This is a genomic window from Kluyvera ascorbata (assembly GCF_023195735.1).
Classification (GTDB): Bacteria; Pseudomonadota; Gammaproteobacteria; order Enterobacterales; family Enterobacteriaceae; genus Kluyvera; species Kluyvera ascorbata.
In genome coordinates, this window is the sequence record NZ_CP096201.1 from 768,852 (window position 1) to 792,143 (window position 23,292).

Consider the following 23,292-nt stretch of genomic DNA (forward strand, 5'->3'; position numbering starts at 1 on the left):
ACACGTTGACCGGGTTAGAGTTGCGCCAGTTGCTGGCGTGGCTAGAAGTATTGAAGTAAGAACAGGGGCCATTCGTGGCCCCTTTCAGCTATTTACTTATATTATCAATCGAATAATGGCGTTGCCTTGCCTTCTTCATCAATAGCAACAAAGTTAAACTGACCATTAATTACGTCTTTGCGTCCTTCGGAGTACATACTCTCTAACCAGATTGTAACAGTAACCGTTAAACTGGTATGGCCCACGCGAGTAACCTCCGCCACCAATTCAACAATAGAACCGGAGGGGATAGGCGTCTGAAAATTAATTTTTTCGGTAGAAACTGTTACCAGACGTTTTCGACAAAAACGGGTAGCAGCAATGAAGGACACCTCATCCATCCAGGACAACGCAGTCCCGCCAAACAATGTTTCATGATGGTTAACGGTGGTGGGGAAAACGACTTTTGCAACAGAAGTTCGCGACAAACGAATTTGAGTATCAATATGAGATGGATCGCTATTGTTCATAACACCCTCAATACAAGAACCCTCACAAGTGTAACCAATAAATATCTTTATCGATACAACCGTCAACCGGCTTTGTTGAATAAATCGAACTTTTGCCCAATGACGGGATCAGATCACGCATCGTCCTGATAGCGCAGGCAGTAACGTGGCAAAGCAGAAGTTCAAAATCACTAACTGGAAGACCTACAACAAAGCCCTCATCAACCGTGGTTCCATCACTTTCTGGCTCGACGATGAGGCCATTCAGGCCTGGTATGACTCAGCAACTCCTTCATCCCGGGGAAGACCTCTGCGTTATTCTGACCTTGCCATCACCACTGCCCTGGTGATTAAACGCATATTCCGACTGACCCTGCGGGCTGCGCAGGGCTTTATTGATTCCATTTTTGCCCTGATGAATGTTCCGTTGCGCTGTCCGGATTACACCAGCGTCAGCAAGCGGGCAAAGTCGGTTAATGTCTGTTTCAAAGCCCCCACCCGGGGTGAAATTGCCCATCTGGTGATTGACTCCACGGGCCTGAAAGTGTTCGCTGAAGGTGAGTGGAAAGTCAAAAAGCACGGCAAAGAACGCTGTCGTATCTGGCGAAAGCTGCATCTGGCTGTTGATGGCAAAACACATGAAATCATCTGCGCAGACCTGTCGCTGAATAATGTGACCGATGCAGAAGCCTTCCCGGGTCTTATCCGGCAGACTCACCGGAAAATCAGGGCAGCCGTGGCAGACGGGGCTTACGATACCCGGCTATGTCACGATGAACTGCGGCGTAAGAAAATCAGCGCGCTTATCCCTCCCCGAAAAGGTGCGGGTTACTGGCCCGGTGAATATGCAGACCGTAACCGTGCAGTGGCTAATCAGCGAATGACCGGGAGTAATGCGCGGTGGAAATGGACAACAGATTACAATCGTCGCTCGATAGCGGAAACGGCGATGTACCGGGTAAAACAGCTGTTCGGGGGTTCACTGACGCTGCGTGACTACGATGGTCAGGTTGCGGAGGCTATGGCCCTGGTACGAGCGCTGAACAAAATGACGAAAGCAGGTATGCCTGAAAGCGTGCGTATTGCCTGAAAACACAACCCGCTACGGGGGAGACTTACCCGAAATCTGATTTATTCAACAAAGCCTAATGTGACCACAATTTTTTTCTTTCATAATGGGAAAGCTCCTCCTCGACTAATCTGGATATAATGTCATTTATACCATCGCCTGTTTCTTGTTGTATTTGATTAAGCTTTTTTAATGTTACACCATCCAACTTAGGAACCTTTTCCTTTTTCTGACCAGTTCTGTTTCTTTCTCGCCAGTTTTTTTGAGCCCAGGCATTTCTCATTTCCTTAAGGAATTTTGATTTATAATCAAGGCTCTCGCTATCAATCTGAAAGCCCACAACATCCAGGTTATGAATATCACTTTCCTGCTGATCTTTCTTGCTCATTCTCTTTTTGTTTCGGGTTATGATTGAAATCATTTCGGTAAGGTCTCGCTCTGGTAATGTATAAAATGCTGCTTCTATAAATTGCCAGCGCTGGTAGCTATTAATCGGACGCAGTGGAAAGTGAACGAGATTTTTGACCATGTAATCCCATGCCCACTGAATATCCTCTTCACTTTTTTTATTTAGCCAGTCAAAAGGTTGTGGGTGGGTGTTGTACTCTTTTCTCCAATATTGCTGCATCTCTGATAAATATTTTACTTTATCTGTCAAGGGTAATTTGGTTTCGTCGACATACTGCATAATGGCATCCACATAATCATCCCGTGTGATCATATCTATGTCATCGTTTTTCATGGCAGGTTTTTTGGAAAAGTCAGAAATAGTGCATCCATTGCTTGTTATATTGGATTTGTTTTTTGCTGGATGAAACATGATGTAATACAAGGAAAAACACGCAATGCGATCGCTATCGTGCAACCATTGAAAATGCACTTCTGGTAATAATTCATTATTAACCACTGCAGCCAATAAAGTTTCGGCTTCCTTTATCTTTTCTTTGTCAGGAAGGGAGTCAACTATAGCTCTCACCAATTTATAATAGTCACCCCTAGATACCAGTTGTTTCATGTCATTATCCGAAACAGTCCTATTCCATTCATGAACGATATGATCGAGACATTTTTTATACTCTCTAATCTGTCTATAGTTTTTAATCACACCCATATATCAGCCCTCGCCAAAACACGTTTCAATCACAAACGCCCCTCCAACCTCACCATTTTTGCTCATGGTTCGAATCAAGGGAACCTACAAATCATGATATTTAAGTAAGCAATACATAAAATCATAAAATTATTCAATCTTAAAACAGTGGTTTTTTAGTGATTTTTAAGTAATATTTTAGTAATGCACGTTGTTTATTTTCCTAGAAACCATAGCGTTGATGTGCCTGAAACACAGAAATTATAAGGGGAAATGCCTTTGAGGCAAGGGTGGCAAGATTTTTTACATATGGTTGCTATGGTATTGCCCTGTATCAACGAAGGATAGTGTCGGGGTGTGGCTGCAGGTTTTTATCATTTACGCCATGCATGGGACCAGGCAACTGAATCATGCCCACCTCCACGGATACAGTTTCTACCATTAATGCATGTCTATAGAAAAAGGCAAATAAAAAGAAAGAATATAATTAAGGTTAATTAGTTTAATTAATATCCCTTCTAATCCTTACCATCAAACCACCTGACAAAAAAAATACAACACATCCCCTTCCTCTGAACCATAACCCCAGAGGAAACAACATGAACGATAACTACCCATATATTGCCAAATATAAAATGGACTGGTTTTTACATAGCCTGATAAACAATCACCTGAACAATGTCATTGAACGCTATTCAAAGGTGATTGGTATACGACTGGACTTTTCGTACAACCAGAATTCAGAAAGTTACAACAAGGATTATAATTACCTTCAACAGGATCTGCGGAAGCTATTTAAACGAGTTGAACAGGAGTCTGGTGTTGCCGGATTCTTTTGGGTGATTGAATATGGCGAGGACAGTAAATTTCATTCTCATACTGTGGTGTATCTGGATGGGCAAAAAATACGCAAAACATTTCCGATAGCAGAACGCATAGGTGCTTTGTGGAAGGAAATAACTCAGGGAGAAGGTAAATATCATCGCTGTGAATACAAGGGAAGCTATAAGGCAGATATCAACCAGATCATCAGCCACCGGGATACTGATTATATTCAAGGGTTGAGATATATCATCAGCTATCTTGCTAAGCAGGAGCAAAAGTATGGTATGAACATTTACGGGAGCAGTGAAGTACCGCTACCTAGTGGATTAGGTCGTCCAAGAAAATCTTAGGCGCAGTTTTATATCTAGGGGGCATTCCCCTAGATATGCTCCAAACTTTTTTACAACAGAAGCCATTGATGTGGAGGAGCTGGCAGTAAATAATTTTACTAACGGCTCCGGTTATTTATCCTTAATCGGAACACATCATCATGTATACAAAGCCCACATTGCTTGAAGACCAATTTATTGATATGAAATTCATTACCCAACTTACTGGCCTGAGCGACAAATGGTTTTACAAGCTCATACAGGATGGATTATTCCCGAAGCCAATTAAGTTGGGCAGAGCTTCCCGTTGGTTAAAAAGCGATCTGGAAGAATGGTTATATTACCGTATTTATGAATCGAGAAATTAATGCGTTCCAACTTCTACATGTTTTTTAATCTCATTATCAAATTCTAACGCATCTGGTCACTACGCTTCAGGGGCGTCTTGCGCCTGCCTGCAGGAGCCTGTTTATGTTTGCTAAATTCTTTATCACTCTCGGCGGCAACGCTCGTCTGACCGGTACTTAAACGAGACCGCCTCCCTTACGACCGTTATACCTGCCATCTATGCCACTCGACCGCCTTTTACCCCGCCACTCTCAATTAGAAAGCCTGCTTCAGACATATCGGAGCTGACATCAAACCAGAACATATCGCCCGTTATGATTATCTGGAGGAAAGCACAAAAACTCAGGCCCTATTGTAGTTCCTTAAGACGGTTCTGAATGGCGTGGTGTCGCTATTGCCGATGCGTGACTGGCAGTGCGTCATGTGCAGCGTAGATTTTTGCGGTGAGAAAAAATGCCAGGTGTGTAAGACGGGGTCTACTGTCGGAAGTGGGATGTACAGAAGGAATAGCCCCCTAAACTTCTAAATGTTAGCGCCATATCAAGCGATGTTGGATAAGCTCACATTGATACAAAAAATTATATGTTCATTATCATTCCTTGATTCAATAATGTCATGCAACGATGGGGATGTAAAAATGTTTCATAGGGAGCGGACATGAGGACATCAAAAAAAGAGCTGCTGGAAATTGCTTCCTATTTATCAAGATATGGTAAAGAAAAACCGCTAAGTGATCTTACCCAGCAGCCATTGGAGCCACAGTCATGACGATTAAGCAGCCCGTCGAGGTCTGCATGATGGATTTTGCCACTTTGTGCAGCAATGGAGCAACTTTACAGCTCGACCACTACCAACGACCCTATGTTTGGGACAGACACAAGGTCAATCAGTTGCTGGAGGATTTGGACGAGTTCAGGCACAGCGGCAATGGGCAGAAAGTCTATTATCTAGGTACCCTATTGCTGCATCGGAATGACGAAAAAAAAGCCCGCTTTGTGATCGATGGCCAACAGCGCCTCAGTACCCTAGCAGTGCTGTATCATGCCTTGCACAATGAATTACCCAAAGGGTTAGAATTTCATTACCGCTCTCCCATCTCAGCTCGTAATTTGCGAGTAGCACGCAAGCTAATGAGCGAACATCGTGAGTCAGCTCTAGAGCCATCCATCGTTGAGCAATTGTGTTTTACGGTGATCACAGTTGAGCGCGAAGATCTCGCTTTTACCTTTTTTGATACTCAGAATTTTCGCGGAGTACCACTTAAAGCGACTGATTTGCTCAAAGCTTATCACCTGCGGGCTGTGAACGGGCCCAACGTACAGCATGTCGAGTCATTGCAGCAAATCTGTGCTCGACGTTGGGAGCATGTTCAAATGGCAGGCCCTAGGCGGCAGGATTGTGAACAGCAAGATTTTGCACCCGAGCTGTTTCAGTACTATTTGTGGCGTGCCCGCAATTGGCGGGGTAATAAGCAAATGGAGCGTGAAGATCACGATAGTCTGCTGGAAGCCTTTCAACAACAGAGTGTTGGTGGTGGTGAGATTGATGAGATCCCGCTCTATCCGGGTTATCACAACCAATTTGCTAATTCCCTCAAATTGCAAAGCAGCGATGACTATCGCTTGGCATTGAACCCTTTACAAATTAGTGGAAGTGCGGCCAATTTACCATTTACCTTGCGCCAGCCTATTCATAAAGGCATCTGTTTTTTCCTTTATGCTCAAAAATATGCCTCTTTACTTGATGCTCTCTTGTACCAAGAGAATACCTGCCACGAATTAGAGGCATTCCGAGAGTTTTATCGGCGTGTGGTACGTGCTAATGCCTATTACTTACAGGAGCTCTTTAACTTGGCCCTTCTGATGTATGTCGACCGTTTTGGTTATCAACATCTATTAGCCTTTGCAGTGGGTTTGGAACTAGTGTTGGGGGGATTACGGTTGGAGAAAAGTTATATCTTTAAAGAATCACCGCTCAAGTACTTACGTGACGCTCCTTACAATCTGCTTGATGAGATATGTGGAGCCTATCGCCCACAAGAGGTGATGGCATTCTTGCGTTCTGAAATCGAACGTAGTAAGGGATACGGGAATGCTGTCTCCATCGTCCTCTCTAAGGGCGTGCAGGGGCGTTACCTTAATGCGTTGCTGGATTATTTCAATCTTGATGGTATCCCTGAAGGTGACAGTTGGGTACTCAAACGTTGGCTAGGGATGGAAAAGTAGATGCAATATGAATCAAAATTAATGTCACTGGCTCAAATCATTGATGAAAAACGACTTTTCAATATTCCTATCTATCAACGCCTCTATGTATGGGGTAGTGACCAGATCAAAGTATTACTTGATGATCTAGTCTCCGCCTGTAATGCCGACAAGGATGTATTTTACTTGGGTAGTACGCTGGTGATTGAGCAAGGAAGGACAGAATCTGGGCACCCCTTGTTGGATCTGATTGATGGTCAGCAACGTTTTACCACCTTGTGGTTGCTTAGCGTAGTAATCGAGCGGCTGCTCTCATCATCGAAAAACAGTGAGCGAAGCCAAAATCCCCTTTCCTGTTTTCTCTATGCCCAGTTGGGAAATAGTCGTGAACCGCGGATTCGGTTTGCCATTCGCCCTGAGGTAAGCCGTTTTTTTGCAGCCTTACTTGATGGCCGAGCTGCATCTGATGAGCAAAAGGCCGCTGCGTTGAGTTATGCTATGCAGGTCATGGAGGGTTACTTCACCCATAGAACGGATGACACCCACCGGATTGATCTTGTCAAATTGGGTACGTTCATCCGTGATCGGGTTCAACTGGTATTGACCCTGGTACCGGCCAACACGGACCTTAACAAGTTGTTTGAGGTAATCAACAATCGCGGTGTGCAGCTGCAGCACCATGAAATTTTGAAAGCTCGCTTGCTGGCATTACTGCCAGATAGAGCTGAGCGCGAAGCCTATGGTCAGATGTGGGATGCCTGCTCATTTATGGGGGCCTATGTCGAAAAGAACCTTCGTACCGTTAAAGGAATAAAGCTGATCCCGCTTTATAATGTCGAGGATGCTAAACGAGACCGGGAGATGCTCTCTGACCCCTTGGTTATACGTGACGTACTGCTGGAATTAGGTACACAACAAGACCTCAGACACCACTCATTAGACGACATCCTCAATGATGAGACACTCCTGACGGAGCCATCTAACAATGCTTCTGAAAATAACGAGGCCTATGAAGCCGATGATGTACGCAGTATTATCGGCTTTTCCATGCTCTTACAGCATGTTTTACGCCTTTTTTTGTTACATCAGCAACGCGATGATATCAGCAAAATCCTAGACAAAGAGCTGCTACAGATCTTCCATACCCATTGGCTGGCGGGGCTAGCTCAGTGTGAGAAATCAGAACAAGCCAATCAGATACGTCGCTTTATCGAATTGTTGTGGCGTTGCCGCTATCTGTTTGACAAACACATTATCAAATGGATTAGCGATGATGCTAATGAAGAAAATCATGGTATTCGTCGCCTCCGAGTGAATGAAAATCGGAACGGTTACCAAAGCCTTATTCGCGCTAGCCGTGATGCCGATAGCGGGTTTGCTATGTTACAAAGCATGCTCTATCACTCACAGCAATTGACCACCCATTACTGGCTAACTCCCCTGCTTAGTTACCTACTAAATCATGGCGGTGAAGGTGCCCACCGATACCTGCAATATCTGGACAATCACTTGCTTTGCAGTGGCTGTGAACAGCCACTGATCGAACGAACCCGTGCGTTTGTGTTAAATCCATGGTGCGATAGCTATCCGATCCGCGATATGCAGGCAGTGCTGAGAGCTGATGAGGGAACAGGATTTTCTCACTACTGGTTTTACAAGCTGGAATATATTCTTTGGGAGCATAACCGCTTTCAAAAAGGGAGTGCATGGCAGGCATTCCGAATGACGGCCAGGAATTCAGTGGAGCATGTTTCCCCACAGCAGCCTGAGCATTTTGATTCCAACCGAGTAAGCTCTGAAATACTGAACTGTTTTGGTAATTTAGGGCTAGTTTCACGCAGTATCAACTCAGAGTACGGCAACAAACCCTATGTTGAAAAACGGGCTCGTTTCATTGAGCGCAACCAGAGCAGGGTGGACTCTCTCAAGTTGGCACTTATTTATGAAAATGAACAGTGGAATGACGTGCTAGCATTGGCTCATCAGCAACAAATGCTTGAGGAATATAACGCATATTTTTCTGAGGTGGAGCTCGGGAAATAGCCTTCAGTTGAAATCCAATAAGTACGTTCCGCACAATTATAAACCTCGTTGATGGGTACTACATCAGGCAGGCGGACTATCAACCTGCCACTATCTTGTTCAACGCCCACGATCAGGCACCAAACCTGTATCCAGTATTCATTTACCCTGCCAGCTGTTCATGAGATCATATAAGCAAATAACTTCTGGTATGGGGCTTTTCAGTCTAGATCGCTGGTCATCGGTTGAATGAATCATAGAAGACTCTGGTAACAGCAAAATCACCATTTATGTGCAGCCCAAAAATGCTGTATTTTTATACATAAAATACTTCATCATGGAAGTTGTAAGCTAAAGGCGCTCGCAGATGGTTGCATCTTGGACGTTGTGCAAATACTAATGAAGTGGGAATAAGATCTTGATACTCTTGTAGTAATTAATTTATGGGTATCTCTAAGCCTTTGAAAAGATGAGAAGAGTTAAATGAAGAAAGTATCTTGTGTCGATTTGTTTTGTGGTGCAGGTGGATTAACGCATGGCCTTGTACTTGAAGGCTTACCTGTAGTTGCAGGAATTGACATGGATCCGGCCTGCAAATTTCCTTATGAATCAAACAATAATGCCAAATTTATAGAACGGGATATAAGCAAAGTAACAACAACCGAATTAGATGCATTGTTTGGCGATGCTGACATCAAAATTCTCGCTGGCTGCGCGCCTTGCCAACCATTTTCTACCTATACACAACGTTATGAATCGGATGGTAAGGATGGTAAATGGGGGCTCCTGTATGAGTTTGCACGCCTAGCAGAAGGTACTCGCCCAGACGTGATCACGATGGAAAATGTTCCTACTGTGGCTAAACACCAAGTGTTCCACGACTTCGTCGAGGCATTGAAGTGTATTGGCTACAGCGTATGGTTTAGCATTGTTGATTGCACTCATTTCGGTGTCCCACAAACACGTAAGAGAATGGTTTTATTGGCATCACTCCATGGCGAGATAAAAATGTCTTCTCCAACGTGTACAAAACCCAAAACAGTAAGAGAAGCTATAGGCCATCTGCGCGCATTAAATGCTGGTGAAGCCGCTCCAGGAGATAAGCTGCATGTTACCTCCACATTGTCAGAGAAGAATCTGGAGCGTATTAAGGCCTCAAAACCAGGAGGAACCTGGCGTGACTGGCCAGAACATCTTGTTGCCGATTGTCATCGAACAGAAAGTGGCAGAACTTACGCTAGTGTTTATGGCCGTATGGAATGGGACAAACCAGCACCAACCATGACAACGCAGTGCTATGGTTTCGGAAATGGTCGATTTGGGCATCCTGAACAGAACCGCGCAATCTCCCTTAGAGAAGCGGCAATTCTTCAGAGTTTTCCCCGTAACTATGCATTTGTTCCTCATGATGGGCCAGTAAGTTTAAGGATTCTAGGGCGCCTAATCGGGAATGCAGTTCCTGTTGAACTTGGCCGAGCAATTGCACGTAGCATTAATTCACATCTTGCAAATGTGAAAATGGTCACCGTGAAATAAAAACCATTTACCAATCATTTTGTTAGCTGAATTAGAGCCTAGAAACAATATGGAAATTTCTAATACACCTGATATCCGAGTACAGCGAACTATTCCAGAACCCGGTCAGTTGGTTGAGGTCCGTCGGCGTCAATGGATTGTTGTGGAAGTTACTTCATCTCAATTGTTACCTGCCTCAGCTCAACAGCACGCAGTAACTTTGTCATCTATTGATGAAGATGGTTTGGGGGAAGAACTTGAGGTTATTTGGGAAATTGAGGTAGGTGCCCAGATTATTGAGCGAGCTGGGCTGCCCACAATCAGTGGCCAAGACGACTCCAGCACTCTTAATGCTTTCCTTGACGCAGTGCGCTGGGGAGCAGCCACTAATGCTAACCGAGGCTTCCTGCAGGCCCCATTTCGCAGTGGCGTTAGTATAGAAGACTTCCAACTCGATCCATTGGTGCGTGCAATTGATATGGCGCGTGTCAATCTCCTCATAGCCGATGATGTCGGTTTAGGTAAGACTATTGAGGCTGGATTAATCATTCAGGAAATGCTGCTTCGGCATCGAGCCCGTACAGTCCTGATTATCTGCCCTGCATCGCTACAGGAAAAGTGGCGGATGGAGATGCAGGAAAAGTTTGGACTGGAATTTCAAATCGTCGACACTCGCTACATCAAGCAATTACGCCGAGAACGCGGGATCCATGCCAACCCGTGGACATCACATTCTCGACTGATCACATCCATGGATTGGGCCAAAAGTGGCGAAGGCTTGAGAGCTATGCGCGATGTGTTGCCCTTGTATAGCAGCTACCCACGCAAGTTCGATCTATTGGTCATTGACGAAGCACATAATATCGCACCGGCTGCTGGAGCAAACTACGCATTAGAGAGTCAGAGAACGCGCTTCATCCGTTCAATCAGTCCTCACTTCCAGCACAGGTTATTTCTGACCGCTACGCCACATAATGGCTATACCGAATCCTTCACCTCACTGCTCGAACTTCTGGATGACCAACGTTTCGCCAGAAATATACTCCCGGACGATAAGCAGCTCAATCAAGTAATGATTCGTCGCCTCAAGAGCGATCTCGTCGATGCTGACGGCAATCTACTTTACGCCCAACGTAAGCTTGAAGCCTTACCGATCTTATACACTGCCAAAGAACGCGAAATTCACTCAAAACTCAATGACTACTGCAAGAGCCGAGAACTAGGTGCAGAGAAAACCGGTAGCACATTCGGGACTGCTTTCGTGAATCAACTACTAAAAAAACGGCTCTTTTCCTCCCCTGCGGCTTTCGCATCAACACTCGAAAAACACATCGCTAGTCTGACTTATGGAAACTTGCGTAGTGATAATAGTCCGATGGACGATCGCATCTTGCGCAAAGCTATTCTTCGTGTTGATGAAGATTACGCTAACGACCAAGAGGTAGAGAACGCGCAATCTGAGGCTGTTGAAGAAGCTTCATGTCGAGCTCAGCCGCTCACGATCGACCAGCAACAAATGCTGAGTGAACTACGTAAATGGGCACAGATAGCCAGAAACCAAGTCGATTCCAAAGCTAAAGCCGTGCTCAGCTGGCTTGATACCAATCTGAAAACAAACGGTCATTGGAACGAACATCGGGTAATTCTGTTCACTGAATATCGCACTACCCTCCAGTGGATACATGAGGTCCTAGCCAGCCATGGATTTGGTGGGGAGCGCCTTGCGATCCTACATGGTGGTATAGCGCAGGACGAACGTGAGAAAGTAAAAGCAGCCTTCCAGACCGCTCCCAAAGATTCTGCCGTTCGTATTCTTCTTGCTACCGATGCAGCATCTGAAGGTATCGATCTGCAGAACCACTGTAACTGCTTAATCCATCTTGAGATCCCCTACAATCCCAATGTCATGGAACAGCGCAATGGTCGTATTGACCGTCATGGTCAACGCCAGAAAGAGGTGTTGATCTGGCATCCTGTCGATGGCGATGAAAATAGCCAAGCTAGCATTGGAGGCCATAGTGGGGACATCATCCGAGCTCTACGCAAGCTCGAATCTATGCGATCAGACATGGGTAGTGTCAATCCGGTTATCGCGCCACAGATGTCGAAGCTGATTGAAGGATCTATCAGGGATTTTGATACTCGTATTGCAGAAGCTCGGATTGCCAAAACTAAACGATTCGTAAGCGCCGATCGTGAACTGAAAGAGCGGATAGCCCGGTTACATGACCGGCTACTATCCACTCAAAACGATTTCCATCTAACGCCAGAACATATCCTCATGGCTGTAAATACGGGACTTTCTTTGGCAGGCCGACCACATTTGGAGCCGTTTGCTCTACCGGATGCTCCAGCTGGTTCAACATTCAAAATGCCAGCATTGTCAGGATCCTGGGCTCGTTGCCTGGAGGGGCTACGCCATCCCTATACTCTACAAACTCGCCCTATCACCTTTGACCACACCGTGGCGAGAGGACGTGACGATGTCGTACTAGTTCATTTGAATCATCGACTGGTACAGATGTGCCTACGTCTGTTACGAGCAGAAGTATGGGCTCGCGATGACGTGAAGAAGTTGCATCGTGTTACTGTACGTTCGGTGCCCGACACACTAATTGATGGCCTTGCCGTAGTAGTTAGTTCAAGGCTGGTTATCACCGGAGGCAATTACCATCGCCTCCACGAAGAGTTGACAACAGCTGGAGGTTATCTTGGGGATAAATCCTTCCGCCGTGAAGAAGGGGTCAATAAAGTTCAGCTATGGCTAGATAATAGTAAGCCAATGACAGCTTCTGACTCACTATTTGATGACATCCGTATTCGTTTTGAGCGTGCACAACACGCTATTCTACAGTCAGTGAATGCTAGGTCAAAAGACCGGCTCAAAGATTTGAGTAATACTCTTCAGCTCAGTAAGAATCGAGAATTGACGGACATTAGCACAGTGCTTGATGAACTTGAAAAAACCATCTGTATCGAATTAAAAAAAGATCAACAACCTGAGCAATTTTCACTGTTCTCAGAGGATGAACGAACCCAGCTCAAACGTGACACCGCAGCTCTGAAAGCTCGCCTTTCACGTATTCCTGAAGAGCGTGAACAGGAGATCCAAGCCATCGAAACTCGCTACGCTAAACTCGACGATCGTACTTTTCCTGTTGCTGTTACCTTCCTAGTACCTGAATCTACTGTTCAGAGGGGGGAAGCATGAGTATGGCCAGCATACACGATGATTGGCTCTCGCTAATCGACATTTCAGGCCCCTTCCTTGCTGTACCAGTACTAAAAGATGCATTCCCGCAAGGGCTGGAAGAGCTAGACGCTGCTAAGCGCAAACGACTGCGCCAAGCTTACGATGAGTGGCGAGAAGCACTGGAACAAGAAGATCCTCAGTTCAACAAATTGCATTTCGCGTGGATTGAAGAAGTTCTTTCACGTGGCCTTGAGTTTGATGAGGATGGGAAAGGCGATGTACTGAAGGGCACAGACTGGTGCGCCGCCAACTTGAACACTTTTCTCCCTGACCATGGTGTAGCTCTGTCACCAAATCTAGCAATTGTCGATGAGCAATGCGCGAACAAGCCTTTGATGCTCATTCAGACCTATGCGCAAGATATCGATCTTGACGCAACTTTGAAAATAGACGGATGGGCCGCTACACCCACGGAACGTATGGTTCAGCTGTGCCGATCCAAGGAGTGTCGCCTTGGTTTGGTGACCAATGGCGAACGCTGGATGCTGGTAGATGCCCCTGTGGGCGCTGTCACCAGCTTCGCTAGCTGGTATGCTCGACTCTGGAACCAAGAGCCCATCACACTGCAGGCCTTCGTGCACTTGCTCGGTATCCGCCGTTTCTTCGTTGATGAATCCGAACAACTACCCGCATTGTTCGACAGTTCTCTGAAATATCAGGATGAAGTAACCGATGCACTGGGTGAACAAGTACGTCGCGCTGTAGAAGTATTGATCCAGTCCCTTGATAAAGCAGATCAGGATCGCAACCGTGAACTACTGTACAACGTAAAAGAATCCGAACTCTATGAAGCGGCTCTGACAGTGATGATGCGCTTGGTGTTTCTGCTCTCGGCAGAGGAGCGCGGCCTGCTTCTTTTAGGCGATGAGCGATACGAAGCCAACTATGCACTTTCCACCTTACGTATGCAGTTACGCAAGGTACCCGAAGAAATCCTAGAACGACGCTGGGACGCATGGTCGCGTCTGTTGGCGATCTTCCGTGCTGTTTTCTGCGGAGTGGAGCATGAGAGTCTTCGTCTGCCTGCACTGGGTAGCTCACTGTTCGATCCTGATCATTTTCCTTTTCTGGAAGGACGGGCTAAAGGTTCCAGCTGGCGGACAGATATAGCCAAGCCACTACCGATTGATAATCGCACAGTTTTGTTGTTGCTAGAGGCTATCCAGCAATTCCAGGGACGAACCCTCTCATATCGCGCACTGGACGTCGAACAAATCGGTTACGTGTATGAAGGTCTGTTGGAACGCACCGTAAGGCGCACCGATGAAGTCACACTGGAACTGGATGCCACCAAGAAATCACAGTATCCATGGGTCAAACTAGCCGAGCTAGATTCAGCAAGCATGAACAGTACAGAGAAGCTAGTTGAGTTGCTGAAAGAGCGCTCAGGTAGCTCTGTCAGCCGGGTGCGCAAAGATCTGGCCAAGGACGTTGATGATAGCTTGGCTGATCGCCTACTCACTACCTGCCAAGGTGACATCCAGTTACGTGACCGTATCAAACCTTACGCCCATCTGCTGCGCACTGACCCTTGGGGTTATCCGCTAGTCTACCCCGCTGGTGCCTTCATCGTCACAAGCGGTTCCAACCGACGCGAGACTGGCACCCACTACACACCAAAATCGCTTACTGAAAACATCGTTACTGAAACGCTAACACCGATAGCCTACATCGGCCCGGCTGAAGGCACACCGCGTAAAGCATGGCAACTCAAATCCCCCACTGAACTACTCGACCTTAAAATCTGTGACCCTGCGATGGGTTCGGGTGCTTTTCTGGTACAAGCTTGTCGCTGGCTGGCCGATCGCCTCGTCGAAGCCTGGTCGCAGGCTGAAGCAACAGGAAAGATGATAAGTGTGGACGGAGACGTACTGGAGGATCTGGATACTAAGGAGCGGCTACCACGAGATACTGATGCACGTATCGTAATAGCTCGACGCCTCATCGCCGAGCAATGCTTATATGGTGTAGATTTGAACCCGCTGGCAGTCGAGCTTGCCAAGCTTTCCATCTGGCTGGTAACACTGGCGAAAGGGCTGCCCTTCGGCTTTCTTGATCACAGTCTGCGTTGTGGAGACAGTCTGCTTGGTATTCACCGGTTGGACCAGCTCACCAAATTATGCATGACACCAGAACAAAAGGGAAAACGAAGTGACCGTCTGTTTGGCAAAGACATAGAGAGATCTGTACGACAAGCAATCGAACTTCGCCAACGTTTGCGCGCTATGCCAATACGTGACATTCACGACGTAGAGATCATGGCTAGTTTGGATGCTAGGTCTCGTGGCCATCTTGAAGTGCATAAACTAATTGCCGATGCGTTTATTACCGAGGTATTGGTCTCCGGGGGCAATTCGCCCACACTAGAGAATGCGCTTTCCTCACTCTCCATTTTGGCAGACCAGGCAGTAGGTGGAAGCATTGAGGCTACTCAATCTATTGCAAACCGTATTTCCAACTCCTTTACCAGTGATCTGACACTTGGACATGCACGGCGGCCATTCCATTGGCCTTTAGAATTTCCCGAAGTTTTTCTAAGAGAACGATCCGGATTTGATGCATTCGTAGGAAACCCACCATTTCTCGGTAATCGCCTATGGAAAAGTTCAATGGGTGATAAGTTGCAATGGCAATGTCAGATGATTCTAGGAACACCGCCCGGTAAAATCGACTTAAGTGTTGTCTTCCATCGGCGTGTTGTCGATTTGCTTCGAGCAGATGGATGTTATGGTTTGCTGGCCGCAAGCAATATCGCCGAAGGAAGCGCGGTTGCTATTGGTCTGGGTATGATCGTTAAAAACGGTGATATATATTTCTCCAGAAAAGGTATGCCATGGCCTGGTACAGCTTCTGTAGTTGTTTCGATTGTTGTTTTTTTCAAAGGCAGATGGGGTGGTAGCTGTGATTCAGAAGGGAAAATGTGCCAGCGTATAGGAGCACGTTTAGAGCCTGAAGCAATTGACGCTTGGGTGCCAAAAGAGCTTTCAGAGTCGATAGTTAGCTTCCAAGGTGTAGATAATAGCAAGGGAATGGCTTTTGTTATAACTGAGAAAAGCCTTTGGTTTCCCCAGCTAAAAAACGAGCCAAATAGTCTTCTTCGACCATACATCACCGGGGATGATATAACCACTTATGCGCTTAGGAGGACTGACCGTTGGGCACTGGATATTGCAGACAGAAAACTTGAAGACATTGAACAAAACTGGCCCATTGCATTCCAGTTTTTGATTCAAGAAGTTCAACCAACCCGAACGCCTCAAACCTTGAAAAGCTACAAAGGACTCTATGACCGTTGGTGGCAATTCTGGAATCATCGTGCTGGTCTCATGCGGAAATTACGCGAGAAACAGCATTTCATTGGGTTCGCTAAAGCTACAAAATATCCATTTTGCATGACAGCTCCCTCTGAGTGGCTATATACAAACCAAGTTCTGCTCATAGATGAAAGCCGAGTAGATTTGTTTACCATCTGCTTGAGTTCTTTTTTTCGAAACTGGCTTTATGGATTCTCAGTACGCAGCTTAGGTGCCGATACAAATACTCTCAGACTCTCAATTCGAGAAGCTGTGGCGACCTTTGCGCTACCAAATGAGACGGTATCAAGTGTAGGTTGTAATTATGCAACTGAATTTCAAAATATTCTCATAGCATGGAGTGATCAAAATAATTGTGGTTTAACCGAAACGATGAATGCTGTAAACACTCCAAGCTGCAATGATCCAGCCATAATTGAGTTGCGCCAAATCATGGTTGGAATAGACATTGAAGTTGCACAGGCTTATGGATGGAATGATCTCGATATTTCATACGATTATCAGGAGTTCAATAGTGGCTCAGTAAGAGACCCGTGGCGCTGGGCACTTTCAGAAGACCTAACAACAGAGTTGATGCGACGACTTACTGAGCTAAACCGGCAACGTTTTGAGGAGTTTTCGTTGACTCAGAAAAATGCTGCTAATCCAGTTAAACGCGGACGCCGCTCAAAAGCAGACGCTACGGTAAACTTACTTGATTTGTCTGATGGTGCGAACTAATGACTAATCTCTCTACTGATCGTCCAAGCTCAGACCCGATAGAAGACCTGTTCGGGCACGCCCCTTTCGCAGAAAGCCTCGCCAGTAGCATTTGTCGCTATTCGGGTAATGATGGTTTAGTACTGGCCCTTTATGGGCCATGGGGTTCAGGGAAATCTACCGTACTGAGCTATGTGCGTCACTTCCTAGAACAACGCACAGAAGAAGAACAGCCCACTATAGTGACCTTTAATCCATGGTGGTTTTCCGGGCAGGACAACTTAGCTCGCGCCTTTCTTGGTCAAATGCAGGCAGTTCTACCTGCCAAAAGCGAAAAATTCAAGAAACTTGGTGATCTGTTAGGGGATTTTGCAGAAGGTGTAGGTGGCCTAATTGATTTGAGTGGCATGACCGGTGGTGCTGGTAGTAAGTTCGGTAAATTAATTGGAATGGTCACAAAGAGAAAACCCAAAGACGTTCCTGCCTTGAAGTCTGAGATCAGCAAGGTATTGCAAGACGCTGGAAAGCGAATTTTGATAGTGATTGATGATATCGATCGCCTCACTCCCGAAGAAACCCGTCAGTTATTTACCGTCATCAAAGCATTGGCTGACTTTCCAAATGTTATCTATTTGCTCGCCTTCGATCGAGAAGTCGCATCACAGGCCATTGAGCAACAAAGTGGTATGCCTGGAGAGCGTTATCTGGAAAAAATAATCCAGGTGCCATTTGAGCTACCACCTATTGATCGTGTGGCGCTACGAGCAGCTCTGTTTAAGCGCCTTGACGATGTATTAGGAGATACATCAGATGGTCTCTTCGACCATTCCTACTGGACAAACGTTTTTCATAGCGGCCTTGATCCGTTGTTTCAGGTTCCGCGCGATATAGTTCGGTTCACTAATACGTTATCCGTAACCTATCCGGCAGTACACAATGAGGTAAATCCTGTTGATTTCATTGCTCTTGAAGCACTTCGTGTTTTTCTGCCCAACCTGTACGATGTCATCCGCACAAACCAAGACAAGTTTTCCGGCCACAGCAGTGATAACCGATATAATGGTAATCCAGAGGCCACGGTATCCTTCCATGAGCAGTGGGTGCAAGGATTACCTAAACAGTTACGGTCCAGTATTAGTGACCTGCTTGAACGCATTTTTCCAAAGATTGGACGAATAGGTTATGAGGCCGACTGGTTGAGTCAATGGCGGAGGAATCTTCGTGCGTGTCATCCCGACATCTTCCCAACCTACTTTCGTATGACTGTTCCTCCTGGGGCAATTAGACGTAGCGAAATGCTGGCACTGTTAAACTTGGCAGAAACACCACCTGCCTTGGGCGAAGCGCTAATTCGTGCTACGGGTGTGAAGCGTCCAGATGGCCTATCGAAAGCACGGGCTCTGCTTGAAAGGTTGATGGATCACGTTGAGAAAGACATATCCGATAAACACATCTCAGTTTTCATTATTGTACTTCTTGATATTGGTGATTCGCTGATACTGGACAGTGACCATCAAGGTTCATTTGATTTTGGAAACGAATCACGTATTACACGTGTGGTTTATCACCTTCTCAAACGGGTCGACCCAACGCAACGGCATGCTCTCCTTATCTCCGCTATCGACCAAGGCAAAGCCTTCGGAGTACAACATTTTTTTATCGCTGCATTGTCCGGCAACTCTGAAAAAGAGTCGATCATTGATTCAACTACCCTTGATGATCTAAAAAAATGCTGGCTTCAAGGCTTGAAAACGAAGCTCAGCCAGAGCGAAATGCTGGCACACTCACAGCTTGACCGTCTATTGGGTGCATGGTATCGATGGGGAGATGATGTTGAAGTTAAGGCATGGTGTAACGATGCAACTTCTTCGGATGATGGGCTTCTGACTTTCTTATCCAAGTTTTGTACACATACACGTTCACAGACCATGGGTGATTGGGCTGTACATCTTCAACCTCGTTTGAATCCAACCTGGTTAGAACAATATATTGACACTCAAGCTTGCTATGAGCGCCTGATAGGCCTGCGACAAAAAGGCCTCGTTCCAGACTCTGCACGAGAATCGCTAGAACAGTTCCTAAAAGAGTTTGAAATGCTCAAGGCAGGTAAGAATCCAGATGGCATTGGTGCATTTGATGATTGATGGGAAGCACATATGACCGATAACAACAAATCTAGTAAAACACCGAACGCTTGGATCGCCATTGACCATAACTTTTCAAGAGCTCAAGTATTAACATACTACACGCTACAGTTAAAAGGTGAACATTCACTGCACCAAGCCATCTCCGACAATGATTGGATCTTAGTCCTAGATACTACAGGTAATATCACGCGGGTTGGACGAATCCTGCGGATACGTTCTGATCTTGAAACCACAACTATCTTTTTCGATCGAATGTTGCAGGTTAAGCCGGTGGTTTCGATCGGCATAACCCCATTCAAATTTCCTCCCAAAGACAGAGCGGGTCGTATCCAATGGACTGATTTCATTGAGACCTTGCCTAAAGAGTTCCACATAACCATTGCAGACATACCAAAGATCGAGGATCAAACTTACATCCGCGAACTGCTGCAACTGGCTGTGATGGACGACTTGCTTGGCCCTGCTGGTGGCCCTAATGAGCTAATCGTCGATATGGGTGTACGCGACCGCTACCTAGTTGGCAAACTCGCCCCACGTGAAGCAGCCGAAAGAGGACAAGAGTTTCCTGTTGATGCTGAAGATATTGAAGATGAAGAGCCAGACCTGATCGTCAAAGCGAAGACTGCAAAGGTGAACTCTCCCTCAGTCCTTGGTAGCGGCGAAACCGACACGGCAGAAGAGATTGATGCCGCCAGCAATCAGTCATTGGTGCCCAGTAGCCTCGGCATGACTTTCTGCGTGGATGGCGACGTCGATCGGGTTGAGATCGAAGCGCGTTGGGGACGGTATGAGCGTGTGCCAAATGATGAACATCAATTCTTTAAGTCCAATGGGCAAAAAGCTAAGGTGTGGAAACGCATTCCTTGTGGCGGCAAGATCGTTCTCCCCCTGATCGAAGGCTCGATTTCACACAATGCTCCGGATAGTACTTCCCCGGAAGTTAGAGTGCAGGGCTCTATTCGAGCCAAAAATGACAATGGTGATCGACTGATTACACTCTTCCTCGTTAATGCGCAGGAAGAACCGGATACAAACCGTGATACGGCATGGGTGTTTCAACCAGAGCTGATCGTTCGAGCAGAGAAAGATGCTGCCAAGCCTGCCATTTTCAGGCGCAGGCCGGTACTAGATGCAGATGGTATGGACCCAGAGCGCGAAGCACTTGAGATGATCTACCGAGATCGTGTCGAGTTCGCCGTGGGTCATGGAGTTGCAGTTCATGCAGAAATAGCGGATGACGTCACACTAGCCACCGAAGTGCGTACCACAGTGATGCCACAGTACGAAGTTCAGGCAACTGAGACTCCTGGGCTTGAGCTATCCGATCGTCCAGCTATGCGAGAAATGGTCAGCAGTGGTCTGCTTGATATGCAACGACTAGCCACTTTGGACATTGACCCATTAGTTGATGCCTTGAGTGTGCTAACTAATGACTACGCTACCTGGATTGATGAACAGAACTTGAATGTGAGCAGCAAGGCCAAGGGCTTCAAAACCCAAGCCCAAGCGGCCTTAGATCGTTGTCAGGAGATCCATACCCGCCTGCAACAAGGTATCAATACACTTAAGCATAATGAGAATGCTCTGGCGGCCTTCCGTTTCGCCAACCAGGCGATGGCCACGCAGCGTATACGCAGCTTATATGCTCTTGCCATGCGCCGAGGCGAGGACGTTACCCTAGATAAGTTCGATGCTCTGAAGAACCGCAGCTGGCGTCCATTCCAGTTAGCTTTTCTGTTGCTGTCGATTCCATCCCTGGCGGATCCGTGTCACCCAGACCGAGTCAAACCTATTGAGGCTTATGCGGACCTGTTGTGGTTTCCTACCGGGGGTGGTAAGACTGAAGCCTATCTGGGTGTAGCCGCCTTCACCATGGCCATTCGACGTATGCAGGGTAATCTAGGCGGGTACGATAGCTCACGTGGTTTGACTGTGATAATGCGTTACACCCTTCGTTTGCTGACACTGCAACAGTTCCAGCGTGCTACAGCACTTATTTGTGCAATGGAGGTGCTGCGACGCGAGGCACTAAATAAGGGTGATAAGTCCCTCGGAACGGAGCCATTCACTATTGGCCTATGGGTCGGCAATAAAGTGACTCCGGGAACGACTGAAGATAGCCATAATGCTATCGAAAAAACACGTAACCCGGGTAGTTATAATGCGGGAACAGCCTCACCCGTCCAACTGACCAGCTGTCCATGGTGTGGTACCGAAATCATTCCTGGGCAAGATGTCGAAGTTAAAAAGGATAAAGCTGGCGGCCGAACGTTTATCTATTGTGGTGACAAAAAAGGACGTTGCGAATTTTCCAAGGGAAAGTCCAGCAAGCAACTACACCCTGGAATACCAGTACTGGTGGTAGATGAAGAAATCTACCATCGTCCTCCGACAATGATGATTGCCACAGTGGATAAGTTCGCCATGATGGCATGGCGTGGCCAAGTGCGGACTCTTTTTGGCCGAGTTGAAAAAGAATGTGAGCGGCACGGTTTACTCTGGCCTGGGGCCAATTGCACTGGAAACCACCAAGCATTCAAAGGACAACCTTCAGTTAAAGTGAAGGCCATCCCCCCCATCCGACCACCTGATTTAATAATCCAGGATGAGTTCCACCTAATAAGTGGGCCACTGGGTACCATGGTAGGTTTGTATGAAACTGCCGTCGATGAGCTGTGTAGCTGGACGCTCAACGGAAAAACAGTAAAACCGAAAATCATCGCCTCAACGGCGACGGTGCGCAAAGCCAAAGAACAAGTAAATAATGTATTTATGCGTCAAGTTTCGGTATTCCCGCCACATGGACTAGATGTGGAAGATAACTTCTTCTCAGTTCAACGCCACATTAAGGATAAATTTGGCCGACGTTATCTGGGAGTCTGCTCACCCGGTAGCTCGCGCCCAGCAATGCTTATTCGTGTCTATACCGCTTTCTTAACTGCGGCACAGGAACTATTTGACCACTTCGGTGAACCTGCTGATCCTTATATGACTATGGTCGGCTACTTCAACTCTCTTCGTGAACTAGGCGGGATGAAACGATTGGCAGAAGATGATGTGCAGACACGTTCCTATCGCGTGCAAATGAGCATGGTGGAACGGCCTGCATTGGCACAACGTAGTGTCAACAACATCCGCGAATTGACTTCTCGTGTATCCAGCCAGGATATCCCAAAGTACCTCGACAATCTTGAGGTCAAGTTTAAGGCCGAGTTTGATAGCTCTGCAGGTAAATACGTGACGAAGTGGCAGGAGGGTGATACTCGCGCTATTGATGTGGTGCTGGCGACCAATATGCTGTCAGTGGGAGTCGATGTGAATAGACTCGGCCTGATGGCAGTGAATGGACAACCTAAGGGAACGGCCGAGTATATTCAGGCTACCAGTCGTGTTGGACGTTCATTCCCTGGCCTAGTCTGCACCGTACTTACGTGGGCCCGACCGCGTGACCTCTCTCACTACGAAACATTCGAACATTACCACGCCACCTTCTACAAGCATGTTGAAGCACAATCGGTAACGCCATTCTCTCCACGTGCAATGGATCGTGGTTTGACAGGGTCGTTGCTAAGTCTTATGCGTCTGAAGAATAACGAGTTCAGCCCGAATGAAGGTGCGGGTAAATTGGATATGTCAAACCAGAGTGAACTCGCTCATGCAATTGAAATTTTAGCGACTCGTGCAGGCAATGTAGCGGAAGACAATGCACGTAAGTTGTTAGCTGAAAATGAACTGAAAGAGCGTGCCGACGAATGGGCCAAAGAGGCCAGTAAAGGCGGCCGAATTTTGGGATATGAAAAGAGAGGACCCGAAAAAGACAAGACTGTGGCGTTGATCAAATCACCAGGGCTTCAAGCGTGGGACAACTGGACTGTACCTATGTCAATGCGAGAAGTTGAGTCTGGAGTACGCCTGATTATGGACACCAAATTTATCAAGGACGATCACGATTGGAAGCCTCGTCCTGCAACGAATGACGAGGATTGAAT

General features: G+C 46.7%; 13 protein-coding genes. 11 read left to right on the plus strand and 2 right to left on the minus strand.

Going from position 1 to position 23,292, the window contains the following annotated elements; translation table 11 throughout:
• Window positions 1–104: 104 nt before the first annotated feature.
• Entirely contained in the window at window positions 105–509 is a 405-nt protein-coding gene (locus MY052_RS03740; RefSeq protein WP_050849761.1) for an acyl-CoA thioesterase, read from the minus strand.
• Between the two features lie 145 nt (window positions 510–654).
• Between MY052_RS03740 and MY052_RS03745 the strand changes: the two genes are divergently transcribed.
• Entirely contained in the window at window positions 655–1,578 is a 924-nt protein-coding gene (locus MY052_RS03745; RefSeq protein WP_248538226.1) for an IS5 family transposase, read from the plus strand.
• A gap of 55 nt (window positions 1,579–1,633) precedes the next feature.
• On the opposite strand, the gene MY052_RS03750 is transcribed toward MY052_RS03745, so the two are convergent.
• Window positions 1,634–2,572, minus strand: coding sequence for a hypothetical protein (locus tag MY052_RS03750; RefSeq protein ID WP_248538227.1), 939 nt, complete (start codon window positions 2,570–2,572; stop codon window positions 1,634–1,636).
• Window positions 2,573–3,246: 674 nt separating this feature from the next.
• Between MY052_RS03750 and MY052_RS03755 the strand changes: the two genes are divergently transcribed.
• The 10 genes from MY052_RS03755 (at window position 3,247) to drmA (ending at window position 23,290) form a co-directional block, all read left to right on the plus strand.
• The gene (locus tag MY052_RS03755) at window positions 3,247–3,822 is read left to right on the plus strand and encodes a rolling circle replication-associated protein (RefSeq protein ID WP_142515619.1); all 576 of its coding nucleotides are present in this window, start codon (window positions 3,247–3,249) and stop codon (window positions 3,820–3,822) included.
• Window positions 3,823–3,962: 140 nt separating this feature from the next.
• Window positions 3,963–4,169: a helix-turn-helix transcriptional regulator gene (locus MY052_RS03760; RefSeq protein WP_142515618.1), complete on the plus strand. Its 207-nt coding sequence runs from the start codon at window positions 3,963–3,965 to the stop codon at window positions 4,167–4,169.
• Window positions 4,170–4,570: 401 nt separating this feature from the next.
• The gene (locus MY052_RS24235; protein ID WP_420828636.1) at window positions 4,571–4,675 is read left to right on the plus strand and encodes a hypothetical protein; all 105 of its coding nucleotides are present in this window, start codon (window positions 4,571–4,573) and stop codon (window positions 4,673–4,675) included.
• A gap of 238 nt (window positions 4,676–4,913) precedes the next feature.
• Window positions 4,914–6,374 (plus strand): DUF262 domain-containing protein, encoded by a 1,461-nt coding sequence (locus tag MY052_RS03765; protein ID WP_142515616.1) that lies wholly within the window; start codon window positions 4,914–4,916, stop codon window positions 6,372–6,374.
• Entirely contained in the window at window positions 6,375–8,396 is a 2,022-nt protein-coding gene (locus MY052_RS03770; RefSeq protein WP_142515615.1) for a DUF262 domain-containing protein, read from the plus strand.
• Window positions 8,397–8,858: 462 nt separating this feature from the next.
• The gene (locus MY052_RS03775; RefSeq protein ID WP_142515614.1) at window positions 8,859–9,911 is read left to right on the plus strand and encodes a DNA cytosine methyltransferase; all 1,053 of its coding nucleotides are present in this window, start codon (window positions 8,859–8,861) and stop codon (window positions 9,909–9,911) included.
• Window positions 9,912–9,960: 49 nt separating this feature from the next.
• Complete coding sequence (gene drmD, locus MY052_RS03780; protein WP_142515613.1) at window positions 9,961–13,101, plus strand: DISARM system SNF2-like helicase DrmD; 3,141 nt, start codon at window positions 9,961–9,963, stop codon at window positions 13,099–13,101.
• Window positions 13,098–17,177 (plus strand): Eco57I restriction-modification methylase domain-containing protein, encoded by a 4,080-nt coding sequence (locus MY052_RS03785; protein WP_182014160.1) that lies wholly within the window; start codon window positions 13,098–13,100, stop codon window positions 17,175–17,177. Before drmD ends, MY052_RS03785 begins: the two co-directional genes overlap by 4 nt.
• Entirely contained in the window at window positions 17,177–19,300 is a 2,124-nt protein-coding gene (locus MY052_RS03790) for a KAP family P-loop NTPase fold protein (RefSeq protein ID WP_142515612.1), read from the plus strand. Before MY052_RS03785 ends, MY052_RS03790 begins: the two co-directional genes overlap by 1 nt.
• 12 nt (window positions 19,301–19,312) lie before the next feature.
• The gene (drmA, locus tag MY052_RS03795) at window positions 19,313–23,290 is read left to right on the plus strand and encodes a DISARM system helicase DrmA (protein WP_142515611.1); all 3,978 of its coding nucleotides are present in this window, start codon (window positions 19,313–19,315) and stop codon (window positions 23,288–23,290) included.
• The last annotated feature ends 2 nt before the right edge of the window (window positions 23,291–23,292 follow it).